This is a genomic window from Streptomyces sp. NPDC034670 (assembly GCF_055574875.1).
Window position 1 is genome coordinate 57267 of record NZ_JBVITR010000019.1, and the last position, 22004, is coordinate 79270.

21 protein-coding genes are annotated in these 22004 nt (G+C 72.6%); 12 read left to right on the forward strand and 9 right to left on the reverse strand.

Annotation, left to right across the window (positions count from 1 at the left end; translation table 11 throughout):
• Nucleotides 1-35: 35 nt before the first annotated feature.
• Nucleotides 36-962, reverse strand: a complete 927-nt coding sequence (locus tag ACZ56B_RS15675; protein ID WP_468790117.1) for an RNA polymerase sigma factor SigF — start codon at nt 960-962, stop codon at nt 36-38.
• 239 nt (nt 963-1201) lie between these two features.
• Here ACZ56B_RS15675 and ACZ56B_RS15680 point away from each other — a divergent pair, with 239 nt between their 5' ends.
• On the forward strand, nt 1202-1579 hold the full coding sequence (locus tag ACZ56B_RS15680; protein ID WP_468790119.1) for an STAS domain-containing protein: 378 nt from the start codon (nt 1202-1204) through the stop codon (nt 1577-1579).
• Between the two features lie 249 nt (nt 1580-1828).
• Entirely contained in the window at nt 1829-2389 is a 561-nt protein-coding gene (locus tag ACZ56B_RS15685; protein ID WP_468790121.1) for an ATP-binding protein, read from the forward strand.
• A gap of 368 nt (nt 2390-2757) precedes the next feature.
• Here the strand turns inward: ACZ56B_RS15685 and ACZ56B_RS15690 are convergent, their stop codons facing one another.
• The gene (locus tag ACZ56B_RS15690) at nt 2758-4254 is read right to left on the reverse strand and encodes an oligopeptide:H+ symporter (protein WP_468790123.1); all 1497 of its coding nucleotides are present in this window, start codon (nt 4252-4254) and stop codon (nt 2758-2760) included.
• 510 nt (nt 4255-4764) lie between these two features.
• On the opposite strand from ACZ56B_RS15690, the gene ACZ56B_RS15695 reads away from it, so the two are divergent.
• Nucleotides 4765-5442 (forward strand): response regulator transcription factor, encoded by a 678-nt coding sequence (locus ACZ56B_RS15695; RefSeq protein ID WP_468790125.1) that lies wholly within the window; start codon nt 4765-4767, stop codon nt 5440-5442.
• A 33-nt stretch (nt 5443-5475) separates the two neighbouring features.
• Entirely contained in the window at nt 5476-6750 is a 1275-nt protein-coding gene (locus tag ACZ56B_RS15700) for an ATP-binding protein (RefSeq protein ID WP_468790127.1), read from the forward strand.
• A gap of 60 nt (nt 6751-6810) precedes the next feature.
• Here the strand turns inward: ACZ56B_RS15700 and ACZ56B_RS15705 are convergent, their stop codons facing one another.
• A complete protein-coding gene (locus ACZ56B_RS15705; RefSeq protein WP_468790194.1) occupies nt 6811-7308 on the reverse strand; it encodes a GtrA family protein in 498 nt (165 codons plus the stop codon).
• 152 nt (nt 7309-7460) lie between these two features.
• Between ACZ56B_RS15705 and ACZ56B_RS15710 the strand changes: the two genes are divergently transcribed.
• The 3 genes from ACZ56B_RS15710 (at nt 7461) to ACZ56B_RS15720 (ending at nt 10437) form a co-directional block, all read left to right on the forward strand.
• Entirely contained in the window at nt 7461-8654 is a 1194-nt protein-coding gene (locus ACZ56B_RS15710; protein ID WP_468790129.1) for a 5-(carboxyamino)imidazole ribonucleotide synthase, read from the forward strand.
• Between the two features lie 77 nt (nt 8655-8731).
• Nucleotides 8732-9232 (forward strand): 5-(carboxyamino)imidazole ribonucleotide mutase, encoded by a 501-nt coding sequence (gene purE, locus ACZ56B_RS15715; protein WP_468790196.1) that lies wholly within the window; start codon nt 8732-8734, stop codon nt 9230-9232.
• Nucleotides 9233-9237: 5 nt separating this feature from the next.
• Nucleotides 9238-10437, forward strand: coding sequence for a dipeptidase (locus ACZ56B_RS15720; RefSeq protein WP_468790131.1), 1200 nt, complete (start codon nt 9238-9240; stop codon nt 10435-10437).
• A gap of 419 nt (nt 10438-10856) precedes the next feature.
• Here ACZ56B_RS15720 and ACZ56B_RS15725 read toward each other — a convergent pair whose 3' ends face one another.
• Both ACZ56B_RS15725 and ACZ56B_RS15730 read right to left on the reverse strand, forming a co-directional pair.
• Nucleotides 10857-11249, reverse strand: coding sequence for a VOC family protein (locus ACZ56B_RS15725; protein WP_468790133.1), 393 nt, complete (start codon nt 11247-11249; stop codon nt 10857-10859).
• A 76-nt stretch (nt 11250-11325) separates the two neighbouring features.
• Entirely contained in the window at nt 11326-11685 is a 360-nt protein-coding gene (locus tag ACZ56B_RS15730) for a VOC family protein (protein ID WP_468790135.1), read from the reverse strand.
• A 122-nt stretch (nt 11686-11807) separates the two neighbouring features.
• Here ACZ56B_RS15730 and ACZ56B_RS15735 point away from each other — a divergent pair, with 122 nt between their 5' ends.
• Entirely contained in the window at nt 11808-12314 is a 507-nt protein-coding gene (locus ACZ56B_RS15735) for a CGNR zinc finger domain-containing protein (protein WP_468790137.1), read from the forward strand.
• Between the two features lie 147 nt (nt 12315-12461).
• On the opposite strand, the gene ACZ56B_RS15740 is transcribed toward ACZ56B_RS15735, so the two are convergent.
• Nucleotides 12462-13805: a UDP-glucose dehydrogenase family protein gene (locus tag ACZ56B_RS15740; RefSeq protein WP_468790139.1), complete on the reverse strand. Its 1344-nt coding sequence runs from the start codon at nt 13803-13805 to the stop codon at nt 12462-12464.
• A 216-nt stretch (nt 13806-14021) separates the two neighbouring features.
• Between ACZ56B_RS15740 and ACZ56B_RS15745 the strand changes: the two genes are divergently transcribed.
• On the forward strand, nt 14022-15179 hold the full coding sequence (locus ACZ56B_RS15745) for an acyl-CoA dehydrogenase (RefSeq protein ID WP_468790141.1): 1158 nt from the start codon (nt 14022-14024) through the stop codon (nt 15177-15179).
• An 86-nt stretch (nt 15180-15265) separates the two neighbouring features.
• On the opposite strand, the gene ACZ56B_RS15750 is transcribed toward ACZ56B_RS15745, so the two are convergent.
• The gene (locus tag ACZ56B_RS15750) at nt 15266-16471 is read right to left on the reverse strand and encodes a phospholipase D-like domain-containing protein (RefSeq protein WP_468790143.1); all 1206 of its coding nucleotides are present in this window, start codon (nt 16469-16471) and stop codon (nt 15266-15268) included.
• Between the two features lie 238 nt (nt 16472-16709).
• Here ACZ56B_RS15750 and ACZ56B_RS15755 point away from each other — a divergent pair, with 238 nt between their 5' ends.
• Nucleotides 16710-17075: a four-helix bundle copper-binding protein gene (locus tag ACZ56B_RS15755; protein ID WP_468790145.1), complete on the forward strand. Its 366-nt coding sequence runs from the start codon at nt 16710-16712 to the stop codon at nt 17073-17075.
• Nucleotides 17076-17129: 54 nt separating this feature from the next.
• On the opposite strand, the gene ACZ56B_RS15760 is transcribed toward ACZ56B_RS15755, so the two are convergent.
• Entirely contained in the window at nt 17130-18386 is a 1257-nt protein-coding gene (locus ACZ56B_RS15760) for an LCP family protein (RefSeq protein ID WP_468790147.1), read from the reverse strand.
• A 118-nt stretch (nt 18387-18504) separates the two neighbouring features.
• Here ACZ56B_RS15760 and ACZ56B_RS15765 point away from each other — a divergent pair, with 118 nt between their 5' ends.
• Nucleotides 18505-19062, forward strand: coding sequence for an acyl-CoA thioesterase (locus tag ACZ56B_RS15765; RefSeq protein WP_468790149.1), 558 nt, complete (start codon nt 18505-18507; stop codon nt 19060-19062).
• 195 nt (nt 19063-19257) lie between these two features.
• On the opposite strand, the gene ACZ56B_RS15770 is transcribed toward ACZ56B_RS15765, so the two are convergent.
• Entirely contained in the window at nt 19258-20727 is a 1470-nt protein-coding gene (locus tag ACZ56B_RS15770; RefSeq protein ID WP_468790151.1) for an LCP family protein, read from the reverse strand.
• 127 nt (nt 20728-20854) lie between these two features.
• Between ACZ56B_RS15770 and ACZ56B_RS15775 the strand changes: the two genes are divergently transcribed.
• Nucleotides 20855-21892 carry a glycosyltransferase family 2 protein gene (locus ACZ56B_RS15775; protein ID WP_468790153.1) on the forward strand — a complete coding sequence of 346 codons (1038 nt, stop codon included), beginning with the start codon at nt 20855-20857 and terminating at the stop codon, nt 21890-21892.
• The last annotated feature ends 112 nt before the right edge of the window (nt 21893-22004 follow it).

Below are 22004 nucleotides of genomic sequence, written 5' to 3' on the forward strand. Positions count from 1 at the left end.
GTCCGGCACCGGCCGGGCGCGGGACGCGCCCGGCGTCACTCCTCGACGGTCAGCCCCTTGCGCAGCTTCACCAGCGTCCGCGACAGCAGGCGCGAGACGTGCATCTGGGAGATGCCCAGCTCCTCGCCGATCTCCGACTGCGTCATGCCCGCGACGAAACGCAGGGAGAGGATCTTCCGGTCCCGCGGCGGCAGTTCGGCGATCAGCGGCTTCAACGACTCGATGTACTCGATGCCTTCGAGCCCGTGGTCCTCGTACCCGATCCGGTCGGCCAGCGCGCCCTCGGCGTCGTCCTCCTCCGGCTGGGCGTCCAGCGAGGAGGCGGTGTAGGCGTTCGACGCCGCCATGCCCTCGACGACCTCGTCGTCGGTGATGCCCAGGCGCTCGGCCAGCTCGGCCACCGTCGGCGCGCGGTCGAGCTGCTGGGCCAGCTCGTCGCCGGCCTTGGCCAGGTCGAGCCGGAGTTCCTGCAGCCGGCGCGGAACGCGCACGGACCACGAGGTGTCACGGAAGAAGCGCTTGATCTCGCCGATGATGGTCGGCATCGCGAAAGTGGGGAACTCCACACCGCGCGACAGTTCGAAGCGGTCGATCGCCTTGATCAGGCCGATGGTGCCGACCTGGATGATGTCCTCCATCGGCTCGCTGCGCGAGCGGAAGCGGGAGGCGGCGAACTTGACCAGGGCGAGGTTGAGTTCGACGAGCGTGTTGCGTACGTACGAGTATTCGGAGGTGCCTTCGTCCAGCGACTCCAGGCGCTCGAAGAGGGTCCTGGACAGGGCCCGTGCGTCGACCGGGCCCACCTCGTCGTACGGGGGGATGTCCGGAAGTCCGGCGAGTAGGTCGTCGGGGACGACGCTCATGTCGTCCTGCTCGATGGGATCCAGATGTTCCGGAGGGAGTGTCGACGTCGCTTTCGGGGTACGCGATGCGTCGAGCCGGGGTGACATGATGTCCTCCATCGTTCTCGGCATATGGCTGCCGAAGCCGATACGTGCACTGCGGTGTGCGGCGCCTCCAAAGCCGGCCGTGTCGGGTACGTGTTCTTACTAGGCCTACCCGCTCCCCCGAGCCCACCGCAAGTGCGTTCCGTTCGGATATGTCCGTTTGTGCGCGATTGTTCGGGTGTCGAAGCGCGGCCGGAGGGCGTAATGTTCGAGGTCGTCAGCAAGCAGCCACGACGTCGGGAGAGAGAGACGGCATGGACCGCGGGACGGTCGGCAGCGCACAGTCGGGCCGGCTTCTGGTCGAGGTGCGAGAAGAGGGCCCCAGTGCCGTCGTGACTCCGGCGGGTGAGTTGGACCACCACACCGCCGACCTGTTGCGTGAGCCACTGGAGGAATGCCTCGCCAAGGGATTCAAGCGGCTTGTCATCGACTGCTCCCGGCTGGAGTTCTGCGACTCCACGGGACTGAACGTGCTGCTCGGTGCCCGACTGAAGGCCGAGGACGCCGGTGGCGGGGTACACCTCGTGGGGATGCAGCCCGTGGTCGCGCGCGTATTCGAGATCACGGGGGCGGACGCGGTGTTCGCCGTCCACGACACGCTCGAGGAGGCCCTGGCCGACGATTCCGCGTGACCCGCGCGGAGGGGGCGCCGGGGTGGGTCCCGGTCCGCCCCGCGGCCGGTCCCCCTTCCTCGGGCCCCCCGGGCTTTTCGTTCGAACACGGGGGTGTCCCGCCGGTCCGCTCGGGCAGGAGACAACCTGGGTGCGCCGGTCGGGTTGGTCGCCGGGGAGTCGAGAACCGAACGCGCCGCGCGCGCGTGACTGAACTGCGTACCGAACTTTTTGGATTGTGAACTGGTGAATCGGTGAGGTGAAGCGCTGATGAGCACCACCCGGCCCTTCCCGCCGGGCGACCGTGGTCCGGAGCCCAGCGGCGCTTCCGGGGTGCCCGGGGGCGGCGTGCCGACGGCGAGTGCGCCCGACACGGGCGTGGGCGTGACCGCGCCGTCCGGGTTGCCCGCGCCGGCGGAAGGCGATCGGGTCCGCCGGCTGAGCTTCGACGACCAGAGCGGCGTCGTCCCGCTCGCCCGCGACTTCACCCGTCAGGCGCTGTACGCGTGGGGCTGGCTGCCCGCGGACACCGCCGACCAGCGGGCCGCCGCGGAGGACGTCCTGCTCGTCGTCTCCGAGCTGGTCACCAACGCCTGCCTGCACGCCGAGGGGCCGGACCACCTGGCCATCACCCGCAACAACAAGGCGATCCGGATCGAGGTCACCGACCGGGGCGCGGGCCAGCCCGCTCCGCGCACCCCGCACCGGGCGGGCCGGCCCGGCGGCCACGGCATGTTCATCGTGCAGCGGCTCTGCCTCGACTGGGGGGTCGTACGGGCCCCGGGCGTCGCGGGCAAAACGGTCTGGGCGGACCTCGGGGCCCCCGCCTAGGGCCTTTGGCCCGGATCGGGCCGGACCCCGCGAGCCCGGCCCGATCCGAACGAGGGGTCCTGGCCCTCCGCGTGCTCCCCGCGGGCTCGCAGCCCTCCACGCGCCGGATCGACGGATCCGGCGCGCCGTGCCGTCCCCGCCTGCCGCTGCCCCGGCAGGCGGCGTGGCCCCGTCGCGGCGCCGGCACGCTCCCCGGGCCCCGCGGGCCGGGGCACACCCCAGGACCCCAGGACCCCGCTCCCGACGGGCGGACACCGCCCCCCGGCACCCCCCTCTCGCCCGGCGCCCCGTCCGGGAACGCGCGAGGGCCCGCGTCCGGTCGGACGCGGGCCCTCGGCCGACGCGCGGTGCCGCCGGAGCGGCGGGGCTCAGCGGACGTCGCCCATGAGGCTCTTGACCTTGCCGCGGTACATCCACACCGCGACACCGGCGACCACGGCGAGGGTGGCCTCCAACGCGACGATGCCCGTCCTGTTCAGGTCGACGCCGGCGATGGAGAGCAGGCCGGTCGTGGCGTCACCGGCGGTGACGGCCAGGAACCAGACGCCCATCATCTGCGAGGCGTACTTCGCGGGCGCCATCTTCGTGGTGACCGACAGGCCGACGGGGGAGAGCAGCAGCTCACCGACGGTCTGCGTGAAGTAGATCGCCACCAGCCACATCGCCGCCGCCTTGTGACCGCCCTCGGCGATGGTCAGCGGGGCCAGGAAGAGGAAGAAGGACGCGCCGACCAGCACCAGGCCGGAACCGAACTTCACGATGGTGCTGGGCTCCTTGCCGCGCCGGTTCAGCGCCAGCCAGAACCAGGCGAAGACCGGGGCCAGGGCCATGATCAGGACCGGGTTGACCGACTGGTACCAGGAGACCGGGAAGTCCCAGCCGAGGATGCTGTTGTCGGCCGACGAGTTGGCGAAGATCGACAGGGTCGAACCGCCCTGGTCGTAGATCATCCAGAACACGGCCGCGGCCACGAAGAACCAGATGTACGCGGACATCTTCGACTGCTCGGCCTGGTCGAGGTCCCGGTCGCGCTTGATCCGGACCAGCACCAGCACCGGGATGATCACGCCGAGCAGCGTCAGCGGGACCAGGACCCAGTTCAGCGTGTAGTGGCCGGAGAAGCCGAGCGTGGCGTAGGCGACGACGGCGATGCCGGCCCAGAGGGCGGCCTTGCGCAGGGTGGAGGACTTCTCCGCGGCGGACAGCGGCTTGGGCACGATGCTGGAGTGCGCGGCGAGGTGACGGCTGCCCAGCAGGAACTGGAGCACGCCGAGCCCCATGCCGGCCGCGGCGAGCGCGAAGCCCAGGTGCCAGTTGACGCTCTCGCCGACGGTGCCGATGATCAGCGGCGCGAAGAAGGCACCGAGGTTGATGCCCATGTAGAAGACGGTGAAGCCGCCGTCGCGGCGCGGGTCGTCCGGACCGGCGTAGAGCTGGCCGACCATCGTGGAGATGTTGGCCTTCAGCAGACCGGAACCGATGGCGACCAGCCCGAGGCCCGCGTAGAAGGTGCCGGAGGACGGCAGGGCCAGCGTCAGGTGGCCCAGCATGATGATCCCGCCGGCGACGGCGACGGTCTTGCGCGGTCCCCAGACACGGTCGCCGAACCAGCCGCCCGGCATCGTGAGCAGGTACACCAGCGACAGGTACACCGAGTAGATCGCCGTCGCCGTGCCGGCGCTCAGACCCATGCCGCCCGGGGCGACGAGGTACAGCGGGAGCAGGGCCCTCATGCCGTAGTAGGAGAAGCGCTCCCACATCTCGGTCATGAAGAGTGTGGCCAGTCCTCGGGGGTGGCCGAAGAAGGTCTTCTCGGAGCCGGGGGTGCCCGGTGAGACCGAGTCCTTCGTCAGGCTGGACGCCATGGTCGTTCCTTGCTGGTCGGGACGCGTCGCGCGAGCGTGCACGCGCCCGGTGGGGGGCGGCCGGCACCGGCGGGCCGTGCCGTCCACCCCACGCCCCGGGGATGCCGCCCCGGATCACGGGACGGCGCACGGTGACCACCGGGATCCACGCCTCCCGGCGCGTCGGCGCGCGGGGAGACCCGGCCAAAGGTCATTCCTTCCGGGACCGGTCGGAACCGGTCCGCACACGCAAAAGACCCCCAGCGTCAACTGCCGCCGAAGGTCCCCGCGGTGCAACAGGCGTTGGTTCACCATACGACAGGACACTGCCGGATATGGAAGGACTTGAGACGAGGATCACAGGTTTCCATGGAACTGCGGTCACCCATTCGAAGGTCTTTCCAGGGTCGCACCTCAGAGAGTCAGGTCCGTACCAGGGGGGCGAAGGTGAGAGGCGGGTGAGCGGGAGGTAAGAACCGGGGCGCGCGATCACACCCCTGCCCGCGGTGCGGCGGGACTACCATCACTGGCATGACCCGTGTACTGCTCGCCGAGGACGACGCGTCCATCTCGGAGCCGCTGGCCCGCGCCCTGCGCCGGGAGGGCTACGAAGTCGAGGTGCGTGAGGACGGCCCCGGCGCGCTGGAGGCCGGGGTGCAGGGCGGCATCGACCTGGTGGTGCTGGACCTCGGGCTGCCCGGCATGGACGGTCTGGAGGTCGCCCGCCGGCTCCGCGCCGAGGGCCACACGGTCCCCCTGCTGATCCTGACCGCCCGCGCCGACGAGGTGGACACGGTCGTCGGCCTCGACGCGGGCGCCGACGACTACGTCACCAAGCCGTTCCGCCTCGCCGAACTGCTCGCCCGGGTGCGCGCCCTGCTGCGGCGCGGCGCCGTCGAGCCGCAGCAGGCGCCGGCCACCCACGGGGTGCGCATCGACGTCGAGTCGCACCGGGCGTGGATGGGCGACGAGGAGCTCCAGCTCACCGCCAAGGAGTTCGACCTGCTGCGGGTCCTGGTCCGGGACGCGGGCCGGGTCGTCACCCGCGACCAGCTGATGCGCGAGGTCTGGGACACCACCTGGTGGTCGTCCACCAAGACCCTCGACATGCACATCTCCTGGCTGCGCAAGAAGCTCGGCGACGACGCCGCCAATCCCCGCTACATCGCGACCGTGCGGGGCGTGGGCTTCCGCTTCGAGAAGAGCTGAGCCCCGCCCGGGGTCCGTCGTGGGTAAGAGGACATGCGCCGTCGCCTGATCCAGTCCACGCTCGCCGTGGTGCTCGTCGTGATCGCCGTCTTCGGCGTCTCCCTGGTGATCGTCGAGACCCGCACGATCAGCGACACCGCCCGGGAGCGGGTGGAGTCCGAGGCGGTGCGGCTGGCCAGCATCGTCGACAGCCGGCTGATCGTCGACGAGAAGGTCACCGCCGAGTTCCTGCGCGGCCAGATCGCCGGGGACCGCTACGCCGTCATCCGCATCCCCGGCGAGCCGCCCATAGAGGTCGGCGGCAAGCCGGAGGGCGACGTCATCAGCGCCACGGCACCGGGCGAGGAGGGCGAGACGGTCACCGTCCAGGAGCCGCGCTCCTCGGTGACCCGGGAGGTCGGCCGCACCCTGCTGATCATCGGCCTGGTGGCGCTGCTGGCGGTGGTCGCGGCGGTGCTGCTGGCGATCCGCCAGGCCAACCGGCTCGCCTCCCCGCTGACCGACCTCGCGGAGACCGCCGAACGCCTCGGCTCCGGCGATCCGCGCCCCCGGCACCGGCGCTACGGCGTCCCCGAGCTGGACCGGGTCGCGGACGTGCTGGACGCCTCCGCCGAGCGCATCGCCCGCATGCTGACCGCCGAACGGCGCCTGGCCGCCGACGCCTCCCACCAGCTGCGCACCCCCCTCACCGCCCTGTCCATGCGCCTGGAGGAGATCACCCTCACCGACGACCCGGACACGGTGAAGGAGGAGGCGACCATCGCGCTGACGCAGGTGGAGCGGCTGACGGACGTGGTGGAGCGGCTGCTGACGAACTCCCGCGACCCGCGCACCGGCTCCGCGGTCACCTTCGACCTCGACGACGTCATCCAGCAGCAGCTCGCCGAGTGGCGCCCCGCCTACCGCAGCGCGGGCCGCGCGATCGTCAGCTCGGGCAAGCGGCACCTGCAGGCGGTGGGGACGCCGGGCGCCGTCGCCCAGGTGCTGGCGGCGTTGATCGAGAACTCCCTCATGCACGGCGGCGGCACGGTCGCCCTGCGCACCCGGGTCACCGGCAACCAGGTCGTCGTCGAGGTCACCGACGAGGGCCCCGGCGTCCCCGCCGAGCTGGGCTCGCGGATCTTCGAACGGGCGATCAGCGGCCACAACTCCACCGGCATCGGCCTGGCGGTCGCCCGGGACCTGGCGGAGGCGGACGGCGGCCGCCTGGAGATGCTGCAGGCGAAGCCGGCGGTGTTCGGCCTGTTCCTCTCCCGCACGCCCCCGCAGAAGTCCCGGGAGGACGGGGGCCGGCAGACGATCCGGTAGCCGGCCCGGCCGTCGGGCACGCCCGCGCCGGGACGGCCGCGGCCCGCGCCGCCCGGGCGGCTACGGCACGTGCTGCCGGGGGCGGGGCCCGGTCCGGCCGGACCGCGCGACCGTCTCCTGCGCCGGTTCCCGGACCGGCAGCGCGCGGAACACCCAGGTGCGGTAGGACCAGAAGCGGAACAGGGTGGCGACGCCGATGCCGAGGAACTTGAAGAGGTTGCTCTGCAGCGGGCCGTCCCAGCCGAAGCCGTACGTCGCCGTGTACAGCACGCCGTTCTCGATCACCAGGCCGACCGCGCTGAACAGCAGGAACAGGGACATCTCCCGGGTCCGCCGGGTCTTGTCGCGGTCGCGGTAGGTGAAGTAGCGGAAGCCCACGTAGTTGAAGACGATGGCGACGACCGTCGCGATGACGCTCGCCCGCACCACCGGGAGGTCGGTGACGTGCCGGACCAGGTTGAACACGCCCAGGTTGACCAGTACACCGGCCCCACCCACCGCGCCGAACTTGGCCACTTCCCGGTAGAGCCGCCGGAACCCCGGGGAACCGCGTTCCATCGCCTGCAGGCTCCCGTCCGTCGGTTGCGTCAACCCAGCCATGCTAACCACCCCCGCGCGCGATCTTCCTGCGGACACAGCGGGGAACCGCGGGGCGCCCCGCGCGACGGAGGGGAAACCGGCCACCGTGACGCGGCCGATACCCTGGGGGCGTGACGTTCCCGGTAGTCGGCATGGTCGGCGGTGGACAGCTCGCTCGTATGACACACGAGGCGGGCATCCCGCTCGGCATCAGGTTCAAGCTCCTCAGTGACACTCCGCAGGACTCCGCGGCGCAGGTCGTCGGCGACGTCGTCGTCGGCGACTACCGCGACCTGGACACGCTGCGCGCGTTCGCGCGCGGCTGCGACGTGATCACCTTCGACCACGAGCACGTGCCCACCGAGCACCTCAGGGCCCTGGAGGCCGACGGCATCCCCGTCCGGCCCGGCCCCGACGCGCTGGTGCACGCCCAGGACAAGGGCGTGATGCGCGCGCGGCTCGACGCGATCGGCGTGCCCTGCCCGCGGCACCGCATCGTCGCCGACCCCGCGGACGTGGCGGCGTTCGCGGCCGAACTCGAAGGGGGCGGGCCCGAAGGGCCCTCCGGCGAGGGCGGCGGCGGACGACGGGCGGGCGGCTTCCCGGTCGTCCTCAAGACCGTCCGCGGCGGCTACGACGGCAAGGGCGTGTGGGTCGTCGACTCCGTGGAGGAGGCCGCCGAGCCCTTCAAGGCGGGCGTGCCCGTCCTCGCCGAGGAGAAGGTCGACTTCGTGCGCGAGCTGGCCGCCAACGTGGTCCGCTCCCCGCACGGCCAGGCCGTCGCCTACCCGGTCGTGGAGTCCCGGCAGGTGAACGGCGTCTGCGACACGGTCATCGCGCCCGCGCCCGGCCTCGACGAGGAGCTCGCCCTGCGGGCCGAGGAGATGGCGCTGAACATCGCCGAGGAACTCGGCGTCGTCGGCCACCTCGCGGTCGAGCTGTTCCAGACCCGCGACGGCCGCATCCTCGTCAACGAACTCGCGATGCGCCCGCACAACTCCGGCCACTGGTCCATGGACGGCGCGATCACCTCGCAGTTCGCCAACCACGTCCGCGCCGTCCTCGACCTCCCGCTCGGCGACCCGCGCCCGCGCGCCAGGTGGACGGTCATGGTCAACGTCCTCGGCGGCGACTACCCGGACATGTACTCGGCGTACCTGCACTGCATGGCCCGCGACCCCCGGCTGAAGATCCACATGTACGGCAAGGACGTGAAGCCCGGCCGCAAGGTCGGACACGTCAACACCTACGGCGACGACCTGGACGACGTGCTGGAGCGCGCCCGTCACGCAGCCGGCTACCTGAGAGGCACGATCACCGAATGAGCCCGGCCCACCCGTCGCCCGACCACGGCCCCTCCACGAGCGCCGACGCGCGCCCCCTGCCCCAGGTGGGCATCGTCATGGGGTCGGACTCCGACTGGCCCGTCATGGAGGCCGCGGCCCAGGCCCTCGACGAGTTCGAGATCGGCCACGAGGTCGACGTCGTCTCCGCGCACCGCATGCCCCGCGAGATGATCGCCTACGGCGAGCAGGCCGCCGACCGGGGACTCAAGGTGATCATCGCGGGCGCGGGCGGCGCCGCCCACCTGCCCGGCATGCTGGCCTCGGTCACCCCGCTGCCGGTCATCGGCGTGCCCGTGCCGCTGAAGCACCTCGACGGCATGGACAGCCTGCTGTCCATCGTGCAGATGCCGGCCGGCGTCCCGGTCGCCACCGTCTCCGTGGCCGGCGCGCGCAACGCGGGCCTGCTCGCGGTCCGCATTCTCGCCGCCCACGACGAGGAACTCCGCGGCCGGATGCGGGAGTTCCAGCAGGACCTCAACGACCAGGCCACCGAGAAGGGCAAGCGGCTGCGCGCCAAGGTCGAGGGGTCCGCGAACGGCTTCGGCTTCGGGAAGTGAGCCCCGTGACGTCCCTCGAAGAGGCCCGCGCGCTGCTGGCCGAGTTCCCCGTCGTCGACGGGCACAACGACCTGCCCTGGGAGCTGCGCGAACAGGTCCGCTACGACCTCGACGCCCGCGACATCGCCGCCGACCAGTCCGCCCACCTGCACACCGACCTCCCCCGGCTGCGCGCGGGCGGCGTCGGCGCGCAGTTCTGGTCGGTGTACGTCCGCGCGGACCTGCCCGACCCGGTGCCCGCCACGCTGGAGCAGATCGACTGCGTGCGGCGGCTGGTGGACCGCCACCCGCAGGACCTCGAGCTCGCGCTGACCGCCGCGGACATGGAGGCCGCGCGCGGGCGGGGCCGCATCGCCTCCCTCATGGGCGCGGAGGGCGGCCACTGCATCGCGAACTCCCTCGGCACCCTGCGCGGGCTGTACGGCCTGGGCGTGCGCTACCTGACCCTCACCCACAACTCCAACGTGGCGTGGGCGGACTCGGCGACCGACGAGCCCGGCGTGGGCGGTCTGTCGGCCTTCGGCCGCGAGGTGGTGCGGGAGATGAACCGGCTCGGCATGCTGGTCGACCTCTCCCACGTCGCCGCCACGACCATGCGGGACGCGCTGGACACCAGCGCCGCGCCGGTGATCTTCTCCCACTCCTCCGCCCGCGCGGTCTGCGACCACCCCCGCAACATCCCGGACGACGTGCTGGAGCGGCTGGCCGCGGGCGGCGGCGTCGCGATGGTGACGTTCGTGCCGAAGTTCGTGCTCCAGGCGGCGGTCGACTGGACGGCCGCCGCCGACGAGAACCTGCGCGCCCACGGCTTCCACCCCCTCGACACCACCGCCGAGGCGATGAAGGTGCACCGCGCCTTCGAGGAGGCCCACCCGCGTCCGGTCGCCACCGTGGCCACGGTGGCGGACCACCTGGACCACATGCGCGAGGTCGCCGGCGTCGACCACCTCGGCATCGGCGGCGACTACGACGGCACGGCCTTCACCCCGGACGGCCTCGACGACGTCTCCGGTTACCCGAACCTGATCGCGGAGCTGTCGGACCGCGGCTGGTCGAGGGCCGACCTGGCCAAGCTGACCTGGCAGAACGCGGTACGGGTGCTGGGCGCCGCCGAGGACGTGGCCCGCGGCCTCCGGGCCACCCGGGCCCCCTCCCACGCCACGATCGAATCGCTCGACGGCCGGTCCCCCGACCCGGGGGACTAGGTGTGCTGTCCCGGGACGTCGGTGACACGCGTGCCGGGTGCTTGAACGGATGAGGGCCTTCCGGGTCCGGTGTGGATTGCGACGTCTGCACCGCAGCTCGGGAGGCCCTCGTGTCCCACCGTCATGCCCCGCTGACGCCGACCGGCCGGCGGCGCCCGTCGGCAGGAGCTCGACGACGTCTCCCGCTCCCCGAGGCTGATCGCCGGACTGCTGCGACGCGGCCGGGACGGGTCCCGGGGGGGGCGCCGCCGACCCGGGGCGGCGTCCAGCGGGTGCCGCGGTGCCGGCCGCGTCGCAGCAGTCCGGCGCGGCGCCGCCCGCCGCCGGCGGCGACGCCCGCGGACCCGGACCGCCGGGGCCGGCGCCCGGACCACCGCCGGGGCCCGGGCCCGGGGGAGATCCGGGGCCCGGGAGGATCCTCAGGGCTGGTCGATCCGGCACAGGCAGAACGGGTGCCCGGCCGGGTCGGCGTACACCCGGAAGCCCTTCGCCGCGTCGTCCTCCCGGTCCAGCACCTCCGCCCCCAGCGCCAGCACCTTCCGCTCGGCCTCGTCGACCTCCTCCCAGGTGCCCCCGGCGTCGAAGTCCAGGTGGAACTGCTGGGAGTCGCGGTCGGCCCGCGGCCAGTCGGGCGGGGCGTACCCCTCGGCCCGCTGGAAGGCCAGCCGCGGCCCCGCGGGGACCTGGAGCACCACCCAGTCCGCGTCCTCCTCCTCGGGGACGCCGCCGGCGACGGCCGCGTAGAAGCGGGCCAGCTCACGCGGCTCGGGGCAGTCGAGGACGACGGAACGCAGACGTGCCACGGCGGCCATGGGTCCTCCCGGTGTCGGCGTGCTCGGCGGGGACGGCGCTGTCAGGGGTCGGAGGGCGGGGCCGGAGGCCGGGGTGTCAGCAGGCGCACAGGCAGAACGGGTGCCCGGCCGGGTCGGCGTAAACCCGGAAGGTCCGCGAGCGGTCCTCGGCGTCCAGCGGCTCCGCGCCGAGCGCCAGCACCTCCTTCTCCGCCGCGTCCAGGTCCTCGACGGTCAGGTCCAGGTGGAACTGCTGCGAGCGGTCGGGCGCCGGCCACCGCGGCGGCACGTACCCCGGGGCCGCCTGGAAGGCCAGCGCCGGACCGCCGGGCACCCTCAGGTCCACCCACTCGCCCTGGTCCTCCACGGAGCCGCCGAGCAGCCGGGCGTAGAACCCGGCCAGCGCGCGCGGGTCGGGACAGTCCAGGACCACGGCACCCACCTTGGCGACGGACATGGCTTCCTCCTCGTCGTCACCGCCTCCTTGTTACCGTTGAAGGCGGTCATCTGGTAACTGCTACCGCATGCTGCCGCATGAGGGGGGACGTCGCAAGGGGAAACGCGAGGTACCGTCCGGACATGAGCGAGAGAACGGCTCCGCCCGGAGGACTGGCCCTGATCCAGGCCCTGGTCAACACGCTGGACGTCGAGACGGGCCGCGACGCGCTGGACACCCCGCAGGGCCGCGCCCCCTTCGGGCTCACCGAGGACGGCGTCGCATCCGCCCGCGCCCTGCGCGAGTCGCTGCGCGCGGCCCTGCTCGCCCACGCCGGCCACCCGCCGCACCGCACGGTCACCCCGCTCGGCGACCTGCTCGCGCGGGCCCCGCTGGTGGTCACCGTCGACCCGGCGGACGGCTCCGCCGCCCTCGCCCCCGTCCACGACGGCCCCCTGCTGTCCCGGATCGCCGCGGCCGTGGCGGAAGCGGTCACCGCGGGCACCTGGAACCGGCTGAAGGCCTGCGAGGCCGCCGACTGCCACTGGGCGTACTACGACCGCAGCCCCGCCGGACGCGGCCGCTGGTGCTCGATGCAGGTGTGCGGGGCGCGGGCGAAGATGCGCCGGTACCGGGCCAAGGGGGCGTGACGGGACGCGGCGCACACCGGATTTCCCCGGCCGGCGGCGCACCCGGTGGGGCAGAATGCAACGGACGCCGGTTCGGCCGACTGAGCCTCGGCCGAACCGGCGTCCCCGGGGCCCCGGCGGAGACCCGCCGGAAGGGCCCCGGCCGCCTCAGGCGGTGGGGCGCCCCATCGCGCGGTAGCGCCAACCGGCCTTCCGCCAGGTCTCCGGGTCGAGCGCGTTGCGCCCGTCGAGGATCAGCCGCTGCGCCACCGCCTCGCCCAGCGCCTCCGCGTCCAGCTCGCGGAACTCCCGCCACTCCGTCAGGTGCAGCACCAGGTCCGCGCCCCGCACCGCCTCCAGCGCCGAGTCGGCGTACCCCAGCGTCGGGAAGACACGGCGGGCGTTGTCCATGCCCTTCGGGTCGTACACCGTGACCTGGCCGCCCTGGAGGTGTATCTGCCCGGCCACGTTCAGCGCCGGCGAGTCCCGCACGTCGTCCGAGTCCGGCTTGAAGGTCGCCCCGAGCACCGCCACCCGCCGGCCCAGGAACGGCCCGCCGCCCAGCTCCTGCCGGGCCAGCTCCACCAGACGGCCGCGCTGGCGCATGTTGATCGAGTCGATCTCCCGCAGGAACGTCAGCGCCTGGTCCGCGCCCAGCTCGCCCGCGCGCGCCATGAACGCCCGGATGTCCTTCGGCAGGCACCCGCCGCCGAAGCCGATCCCGGCCCGCAGGAACTTCCGGCCGATCCGGTCGTCGTACCCGATGGCCTCCGCCAGCCTGGCGACGTCACCGCCCGCGGCCTCGCACACCTCGGCCATCGCGTTGATGAACGAGATCTTGGTGGCCAGGAAGGAGTTCGCGGAGGTCTTCACCAGCTCCGCGGTCGGGAAGTCGGTCACCACGAACGGGGAGCCCTCCGCGATCGGCGTGGCGTACACCTCCCGCAGCAGCTTCTCCGCCCGCTCGCTGCGGACCCCCACCACGATCCGGTCCGGGTGCAGCGTGTCCTCGACGGCGAACCCCTCGCGCAGGAACTCCGGGTTCCAGGCCAGCTCGGCGTCCGCCCCGGCCGGCGCGTGCCCGGCCAGGTAGGCGGCCAGCCGGTCGGCCGAGCCGACGGGCACCGTCGACTTGCCGACCACCAGCGCCGGACCCTTCAGGTGCGGCGCGAGCGAGGCGAACGCGGCGTCCACGTACGACATGTCGCAGGCGTACTCGCCGTGCCGCTGCGGAGTGTTCACGCACACGAAGTGCACGTCGCCGAACTCCCCGGCCTCGGCCCAGTCCATCGTGAACCGCAGCCGCCCGCTGGACCCCTCGATCCCGGCGACGTGCCGGCGCAGCAGCTCCTCCAGCCCCGGCTCGTACATCGGGACCTCGCCGCGCCGGAGCTTGTCGATCTTCTCCGGCACGACGTCGAGGCCCAGCACCTCGAACCCGAGCTCGGCCATGGCCGCCGCGTGCGTCGCGCCGAGATAACCGGTGCCGATCACGGTGATCTTGAGGGCCATGGGTGCTCCAGGGGTATACGCCAGGCAGTGCGGGCCCGAGCATAACCGGGGCCGCGGAGCGCTCCGCACGGGGCGATCCGGCCCGTTGTCACCAAACTCACTTACACCCGCACGCACCAGCCCTCTAAAATTCGAGTTACTTAACGGTAATTAGCATCCATCCGAGCGTCGTGACCACCCTCTTCGTTCGCCCGTTTGTCTTTGGAGTGAGAGACCTTGGCCGGATCGGCTGACTTCGACCTGTACCGCCCGTCCGAGGAGCACGACATGCTCCGCGACGCCGTCCGCTCGCTGGCCGAGGCGAAGATCGCGCCGTACGCCGCCGCGGTGGACGAGGAAGCCCGCTTCCCGCAGGAGGCGCACGACGCGCTCGTCGGAGGCGACCTGCACGCCGTCCACGTCCCCGAGGAGTACGGCGGCGCCGGCGCCGACGCCCTCGCGACGGTCATCGTGATCGAGGAGGTGGCCCGCGTCTGCGCGTCCTCCTCCCTCATCCCCGCCGTGAACAAGCTCGGCTCGCTGCCGGTCCTCCTCTCCGGCTCCGAGGAGCTGAAGAAGAAGTACATGGCCCCGCTCGCCAAGGGCGACGCGATGTTCTCGTACTGCCTCTCCGAGCCGGACGCCGGCTCCGACGCCGCCGGCATGAAGACCAGGGCGGTCCGCGACGGCGACACTTACGTCCTCAACGGCGTGAAGCGCTGGATCACCAACGCCGGCGTCAGCGAGTACTACACGGTCATGGCCGTCACCGACCCCACCAAGCGCTCCAAGGGCATCTCCGCCTTCGTCGTCGAGAAGTCCGACGAGGGCGTCTCCTTCGGCGCCCCGGAGAAGAAGCTCGGCATCAAGGGCTCGCCCACCCGCGAGGTGTACCTGGACAACGTCCGCATCCCCGCCGACCGCATGATCGGCGAGGAGGGCACCGGCTTCGCCACGGCGATGAAGACCCTGGACCACACCCGCATCACCATCGCCGCCCAGGCCCTCGGCATCGCCCAGGGCGCCCTCGACTACGCCAAGGGCTACGTCCGGGAGCGCAAGCAGTTCGGCAAGCCGATCGCCGACTTCCAGGGCATCCAGTTCATGCTCGCCGACATGGCCATGAAGATCGAGGCCGCCCGCCAGCTGACCTACGCGGCCGCCGCCAAGTCCGAGCGGGGGGACGCCGACCTGACCTTCCAGGGCGCCGCCGCCAAGTGCTTCGCCTCCGACGTCGCCATGGAGGTCACCACGGACGCCGTCCAGCTCCTCGGCGGCTACGGCTACACCCGCGACTACCCGGTCGAGCGGATGATGCGGGACGCGAAGATCACGCAGATCTACGAGGGGACCAACCAGGTCCAGCGGATCGTCATGGCCCGCAACCTGCCGTAACACCGTCTCCCGGGCCCGGGCGCCCGGTCCGCGAAGTCCTTTGGCCCCCGGCGCCCCCTCGCGCCGGGGGCCGTGCGCGTCCGCCGCTACAGGAAGCGGCGGATCGGGGCGACCGCGGCCTCGACGAGGCGCTCGGACAGGGGGCGCCGCCTCCAGCGGGAGGGGTCGACGGGCTCGCTCAGTTTCCGGTCGGCGTCGAAGTCGGCGTCGAGCGCGGCGGTGAAGTCCTCGTCGAGGACGGCCAGCATGACCTCCTCGTCGTGCTCCATGGAGCGGCGGTTGAAGTTGGTGGAGCCGATGAGGGAGCAGACCCCGTCCACGGTGATGATCTTCGTGTGGAGCATGGTCGGCTGGTACTCCCGCACGTCCACGCCCGCGTCGACGAGGGTCTGGTAGTGCTGCCGCCCGGCCAGCAGGCAGGCCCGCTGGTCCGTGTGCGGCCCGGGCAGCAGGATCTCGACGCGGACCCCGCGGCGGGCGGCGGCGGCCAGGAGGCCGACGAAGTAGGGGTCGGGGGCGAAGTAGGCCGTGGACAGCCGCAGGCGCTCGCGCGCCGAGGTGATCACGACGCGCAGCAGGGTCTGCATGTCCTGCCAGCCGAAGCCGGCCGAGCCCCGCACCACCTGGACCGTGGCCCGTCCGGGCTGCTCCTGCGGGGTGAAGCGGTCGCGGTCGTCGTACAGGTCGTCGTGGCACTCGGCCCAGTTCTGGGCGAAGGCCGCGGCGATCCCGTCCACGGCGGGCCCGCGGACCCGTACGTGGGTGTCGCGCCACTCGTCCGGGGTGCGGGCGTCGCCGCACCACTCCTGCGCTATGCCGACGCCTCCGGTGAAGGCGGTGTGCTCGTCGGTGACCAGGACCTTGCGGTGGCAGCGGTGGTTCTGCCGCATCGGCGACAGGTGCGCCGGCTTGCGGAACCAGGCCACCTGGACGCCGGCCTCGTCCATGGCGTCCAGCAGGTCCGGCTCGATCTCCTTGGCGCCGAAGCCGTCCAGCAGCAGCCGCACCCGGACCCCGGCGCGGGCCCGGTCGGACAGGGCCTCGGCGAACTCCCGCGCGATGTCGCCCCGCCAGTACACGAACGTCATCATGTCGACGGTGTGCCGCGCGGCGCGGACGGCCGCCAGCATGGCGGGGAAGATCTCGTCGCCGTTGCGCAGCGGCAGGAGTTCGTTGCCCTCGGTCGCGGCGATGCCGAGCAGCCGCTCCAGCCGTCTGCGCAGCCGCTGCCTCTCCTGCGCCGGCCCGTCCGGCTCCGACGCGCGTTGTCCGCCCTCCGTCCGCTGTGCCATCTGGGGCCCCTCCCCGGCTGCCGTGGGGTGCCGCGCGGCTCCCGCCCGCGCGGCACCGGGTGCCTCGGGCACCCGAACACCTTTTTGCCGTCGTGAGGGCTTTCAAGCGGGTGCCGGACGCGTGTCGTGTCCCACACCGGGGCGGGGCGGGGTCCCCTGTGGTGGTCATGGAGCGACAGGCGTAGGACGGAGGGGCGGGGGTCGAACCCCCGGCCCTCGCGGTCCCCCGGGAGGAACCATGACCCAGCAGTCAGCCGCCGCGACCTCGATGAGCAAGGAGATGCAGGACTGCATCCAGGCGTGCATGTCCTGCCACGGCGTGTGCGAGGAGACCATGAGCTCGTGCCTGCAGAAGGGCGACCAGGCCCGGATGCCGATCATGCGGGCGCTCATGGACTGTTCGGAGATGACCCGGATGTGCGCCGACATGATGATGCGCCGTTCGCCGCTCGCGGGCGAGATGTGCGCGACGTGCGCGCGGGCCTGTGACATGTGCGCCGAGGCGTGTATGTCCATGCCGGACGACGACCAGATGACGCGCTGTGCGGAGTCCTGCCGCCGTTGCGCCGAGACCTGCCGTGCCATGGCGGGCGCCACGACGTGACGGACGCCGCACCGGACCGGGGCGCCCCGCGGGGCGCCCCGGCCGTGCGCCGGGTCAGTCGCCGGAGACGGTGACCTTCTCGTCGTTCTTCAGCTGCTCGACCAGCTTCTTCACCTTCGGCATGTCCCACCGCAGGTTGCCGTTGCCCGCGCTGCCCGCGATCGGCATGTTCATCGACTTGCCCTCGCCGCCGCTGACGCCCTTCATCGCCCAGAACATCCCGGCCAGGTCGAACAGCCCCATCTCCTCGTCGACGACCAGGGCGTCCAGGCCCGCGCCCATGGTCAGGTAGAGCTTGAAGGGGTTGAGGACCGTGCTCGGGGTGGCCACCTGGTTGGCGAGGGCGGAGAGGAACTTCTGCTGGTTCTTCGTGCGGTCGAGGTCGGAGCCCTCCAACGCGTACCGGGTGCGGACGAAGGCGAGGGCCTCCTCGCCGTTCAGGGTCTGCCGGCCCTTCTTGAGGTCGGCGCCGGACTTGGTGTCCTTGATGTCCTGCGGGATGTCCATCTCCACGCCGCCGACCGCGTCCACGATGTTCGCGAAGCCGGCGAAGCCGATCTCGACGTAGTGGTCGATGTGCAGGCCGGTGTTGAACTCCACGGTGCGCACCAGCAGCGTCGGGCCGTCGATGGAGTAGGCGGCGTTCAGCTTGTTGGCGCCCATGGCGGGCCTGGTCTTGCCGGACTCGGAGCCCTTGAACTCCGGGATCGTGACCTGGGAGTCACGGGGGAGGGAGATCAGGGTCGGGCCGTTGTCGCCGGTGTGCAGGATCATCATCGAGTCCGTGCGCTTGCCCTCGGCGGACCCGGTGCGCAGCCTCTTCTTGTCCTCGTCCGACATCCCGGCCCGGCTGTCGGAGCCGACGATGAGGTAGTTGGTGCCCTCGCCCTTCTCCGGCCGGTCGATGACCGTCGAGAGGTCGACGTCGCGGTTGAGCTTGGAGTCGGCCCAGAAGTAGGTGCCGACGGTGGTCACGACCAGCACCGTCGCCGTGGTGATCGCCGTGAGCTTGATGCGGCGGCGCCAGTCCGGCGCGGGGCCCGGGGGCCGGCCGGCGTCACCGCCCGGCCGGCCGGTCCCGCCGTAGACCTGGCCGGTGTTGTACCCGCTGTCGTAGCCGCCGTGGCCGCGGCCGTCCACGTACGACGGCTGGTGCGGGACCCCGCCGTACGCGCCCTGCCCGGCAGGGGCCGCCGGGCCGCGGCGGACCTGCCGCATGACGCGGGCACTCTCGGGCTGTGCGCTCGCGCTTCCGCGTCCGTAGCGGCTGCCGCGGTCGTCGTCGGACCATGCCTCGGGCCAATCGTTCATGCGCAACAGTGTGCAGGCCCGGGTGCCGGGTCAGACACGGGTCGTCGGAAATAGGGGCGCCGCTGTTGCGAAGCTGACACAGATTTCCCGGTCGGCGGCTCGGCATAGGGTAGAGGTCATGACAGATCAGGCCCCGGCCGCACGGACGGACGCTCCGGACATCCCGGGCAAGTCCATCGTGGCCTCCCGCACGACCCTCAGCCACATCATGACCCACAACGACACCAACCTCCTGGGCACGGTGCACGGTGGGGTGATCATGAAGCTCGTCGACGACGCGGCGGGCGCCGTCGCCGGACGGCACTCCGGAGGGCCCGCCGTCACCGCCTCCATGGACGAGATGGCCTTCCTCGAGCCGGTCCGCGTCGGTGATCTGGTCCATGTGAAGGCCCAGGTCAACTGGACCGGCCGGACCTCCATGGAGGTGGGCGTGAAGGTGCTGGCCGAGCGCTGGAACGAGTCCGCCCCGCCCACCCACGTCGGCTCGGCGTACCTCGTCTTCGCGGCCGTCGACGCCGACGGCAGGCCGCGCCGGGTGCCGCCGGTGATACCGGAGACCGAGCAGGACCGGCGCCGCTACCAGGAGGCCCAGATCCGCCGCACCCACCGCCTGGCCCGCCGTCGGGCGATCATGGAGCTACGGGAGAAGCGGGCGGCCGAGGGATACGAGGACTGAGAGGTCCCCGGGCCTCCAGCCCCCGGGCTCCCCGGACCTCCAGCCCCCGGCTCCCCGGCCCTCCCGGGTCCTCAGTCCTTGGGCCCCCAGGCCCCCAGGTCCTCCAGCCCCGGGTCCGCCGGGGCTCCGGGCCGCGGGAGCCCCGGCGGGCCTGGAGCCCCCGGGGGGACGGGAGGGCGCGCGGGGGTGGTGGTGTCAGGGGCACTTCACCTCGTCGCCCCGCACCACCCCGGCCTCGCCCCGGCCCGGGTCCGCCCCCCGGACCTCGCGGACCTCCTCGAAGTCGGTTCCCGCGATCACCTTCAGCGTGGGGCCCTGGCCCGTCACGGCGCGCAGTTCGCTGCCCGGCAGGGCCGCCGCCAGGGACTTCGCGGAACGGTCCCAGCGGGGGTCGTAGGCGACGACCGTCCGCCGCACGTCCTGCCGCGCCGCGTTGACCGGGGCGCGGGTGGTGGCGAAACCGGTGGCGGCCAGGGCCGTGTCCACCCGCCGGCCCAGGCCCGCGGTCCGGGTGCCGTTCTCGACCTGGACGCGGATCCGCCGGGGGTCCACCGGCACGAGGAGCGCCGTGTCGCGCGGGCGGTGCGCGGAGAGCGGCCGGTCCCGGCGGAGCGCCTCGAAGAGGGACTCGGCCTCCTCGGCGTCCCACTTCAGGGTGGAGCCGACGCCCCGCACGTGGTGCCCCGTCCTCTCGACCGGCACCGTGGTGAACTCCGAGGAGGAGGGCGAGAAGTCGCGCATCGCCCGCCCGAGGTCCAGCAGTTCGCCGGTCCCGAAACCCTTGTCCGCGCGGACCGAGCCGAGCACCGCCCGCGTCACGTCCCGGAACCTCATCGGGTTCAGCAGGATCCCGGAGGAGGTGGCCCGCTCCACCAGGGCGGCCATGAACCGCTGCTGACGCCTCATCCGGCCGAGGTCGGCGGCGCCGTCGACGTGCCGGGCCCGGACGTACTGCAGGGCCTGCCCGCCCTCGAGGGTGTGCCGGCCGGGCGGCAGGTCGAGGCCGGTGCGGCTGTCCTTCAGGGGCTCGTCGGTGCAGATCTCGACGCCGCCGACCACGTCCACGGTCTTCATGAAGCTGGTGAAGTCGACCTCCAGGTAGTGGTCGATCTTCACCCGGGTCATCTTCTCCACCGTCCGCACGGTGAGTTCGGGTCCGCCCTCCGCGTAGGCCGCGTTGAGCTTGAGGGGGTGCCCCCGGTGCTCCTCGCCGCTCACGCGGTCGCGGTGCGGGGGCGTCTCGGCGTAGGAGTCGCGGGGCAGGCCGACCACGCTGGCCCGCTCCCGGTCCTCCGAGATGTGCACGATCATGATCGTGTCGGTGCAGTTGCAGGGCGCCCCGCCGAGCCGGTACTTCTCCCGCTCCTCCCTGCCGACCCCGTCGCGGCCGTCGGTGCCGACGAGCAGGATGTTCACGCCGTGGCCGGCTTCCGGGCGGTTCTTCATGTCGCGGAACGGGTCGACCCGGTCGATGTCGGCGTCGAGGCCGCCGAGCACCGCGTGCCCGATCCCGGCGGAGGCGAGCACCACGACCGACAGGGTGGTCACGACCCGCACCGCCCACCGCGGTCTGCGGCGCGCGGGCGGCCCGGGGGCCCGGTGGGGCGGTCGCGGGGGGCGCCGGGGAGCGGGACGGGGCCGGGGGGACCGCGGCGGCGTGGGCAAGGGGACACCTCCGGACGACGGCCGTGCGCGGGATCGTGAGCACCGTAGGCCGATACGATCTGCGGCCCGGCGCATCGCCCCCGGGGCGCGCACCGGTGTCCCCCGTTCGCGGTAACGTGAGCCTCCTATGAACGCCAATCCCGACGTGCGGCTCCCCGCCGTTTCCGTGATCATGCCCGTCCTCAACGAGGAGCGGCATCTGCGCGGCGCGGTCCGCGCGATCCTCGCCCAGGAGTACGACGGCGAGATGGAGGTCGTGATCGCCCTCGGTCCGTCCACGGACCGCACGGACGAGATCGCCGCCGAGCTCGTGGCCGAGGACCCGCGCGTGCGCACCGTGCCCAACCCGACCGGCCGCACCCCGGCCGCCCTCAACGCGGCGATCAAGGCCTCGCGCCATCCGGTCGTCGTCCGCGTCGACGGGCACGGGATGCTCTCCCCGAACTACATCGCGACCGCCGTGCGGCTCCTCGAGGAGACCGGCGCGCAGAACGTCGGCGGCATCATGCACGCCGAGGGGGAGAACGACTGGGAGCACGCGGTCGCCGCCGCGATGACGTCGAGGATCGGCGTGGGCAACGCCGCCTTCCACACCGGCGGCGAGGCGGGCCCCGCCGAGACCGTCTACCTCGGTGTCTTCCGGCGCGAGGCGCTGGAGCGGCAGGGCGGCTACAACGTGGAGTTCATCCGCGCCCAGGACTGGGAGCTGAACTACCGCATCCGCGAGGCGGGCGGGCTGATCTGGTTCTCGCCGGAGCTGAGGGTGTCCTACCGGCCCCGGCCGAGCGTGCGGGCGCTGGCCAAGCAGTACAAGGACTACGGCCGCTGGCGGCACGTCGTCGCCCGCTACCACGCCGGCTCCATCAACCTGCGCTACCTCGCCCCGCCGGCCGCGGTGTGCGCGATCGCGGCCGGGACCCTGGTGGGCGCGGTGCTCACGCCGTGGGGCTTCGTGGTGCCCGGCGGTTACCTCGCGGCGATCGTGCTCGGGTCCATACCCGCGGGCAAGGGGCTGCCGCTGAAGGCGCGGCTGCAGATCCCGGTGGCGCTGGCCACCATGCACATGTCGTGGGGCTGGGGCTTTTTGACCAGTCCGCGCTCGCTGGCGAAGAAGGTCATCGCCTCGCGGCGGCCCGCGGTCCACGCGGACACGCAGGCCGCCTGACCGGTCCGGCCCGGGGGGGGGGGGGGGGGGGGGGGGGGGGGGGGGGGGGGGGGGGGGGGGGGGGGGGGGGGGGGGGGGGGGGGGGGGGGGGTGTTTTTTCTTTTTTTTTTTT

What these genes read in the sequence shown, in the direction of transcription:
- ACZ56B_RS15735 (WP_468790137.1), top strand. Translation starts at nt 11,808, where the DNA reads ATGAGCGAGAGAACGGCTCCGCCCGGAGGACTGGCCCTGATCCAGGCC.
- ACZ56B_RS15675 (WP_468790117.1), bottom strand. Translation starts at nt 962, where the DNA reads ATGGAGGACATCATGTCACCCCGGCTCGACGCATCGCGTACCCCGAAA.
- ACZ56B_RS15725 (WP_468790133.1), bottom strand. Translation starts at nt 11,249, where the DNA reads ATGGCCGCCGTGGCACGTCTGCGTTCCGTCGTCCTCGACTGCCCCGAG.
- ACZ56B_RS15695 (WP_468790125.1), top strand. Translation starts at nt 4,765, where the DNA reads ATGACCCGTGTACTGCTCGCCGAGGACGACGCGTCCATCTCGGAGCCG.
- purE (WP_468790196.1), top strand. Translation starts at nt 8,732, where the DNA reads ATGGGGTCGGACTCCGACTGGCCCGTCATGGAGGCCGCGGCCCAGGCC.
- ACZ56B_RS15685 (WP_468790121.1), top strand. Translation starts at nt 1,829, where the DNA reads ATGAGCACCACCCGGCCCTTCCCGCCGGGCGACCGTGGTCCGGAGCCC.
- ACZ56B_RS15740 (WP_468790139.1), bottom strand. Translation starts at nt 13,805, where the DNA reads ATGGCCCTCAAGATCACCGTGATCGGCACCGGTTATCTCGGCGCGACG.
- ACZ56B_RS15775 (WP_468790153.1), top strand. Translation starts at nt 20,855, where the DNA reads ATGAACGCCAATCCCGACGTGCGGCTCCCCGCCGTTTCCGTGATCATG.
- ACZ56B_RS15750 (WP_468790143.1), bottom strand. Translation starts at nt 16,471, where the DNA reads ATGGCACAGCGGACGGAGGGCGGACAACGCGCGTCGGAGCCGGACGGG.
- ACZ56B_RS15765 (WP_468790149.1), top strand. Translation starts at nt 18,505, where the DNA reads ATGACAGATCAGGCCCCGGCCGCACGGACGGACGCTCCGGACATCCCG.
- ACZ56B_RS15690 (WP_468790123.1), bottom strand. Translation starts at nt 4,254, where the DNA reads ATGGCGTCCAGCCTGACGAAGGACTCGGTCTCACCGGGCACCCCCGGC.
- ACZ56B_RS15680 (WP_468790119.1), top strand. Translation starts at nt 1,202, where the DNA reads ATGGACCGCGGGACGGTCGGCAGCGCACAGTCGGGCCGGCTTCTGGTC.
- ACZ56B_RS15705 (WP_468790194.1), bottom strand. Translation starts at nt 7,308, where the DNA reads ATGGAACGCGGTTCCCCGGGGTTCCGGCGGCTCTACCGGGAAGTGGCC.
- ACZ56B_RS15700 (WP_468790127.1), top strand. Translation starts at nt 5,476, where the DNA reads ATGCGCCGTCGCCTGATCCAGTCCACGCTCGCCGTGGTGCTCGTCGTG.
- ACZ56B_RS15760 (WP_468790147.1), bottom strand. Translation starts at nt 18,386, where the DNA reads ATGAACGATTGGCCCGAGGCATGGTCCGACGACGACCGCGGCAGCCGC.
- ACZ56B_RS15730 (WP_468790135.1), bottom strand. Translation starts at nt 11,685, where the DNA reads ATGTCCGTCGCCAAGGTGGGTGCCGTGGTCCTGGACTGTCCCGACCCG.
- ACZ56B_RS15755 (WP_468790145.1), top strand. Translation starts at nt 16,710, where the DNA reads ATGACCCAGCAGTCAGCCGCCGCGACCTCGATGAGCAAGGAGATGCAG.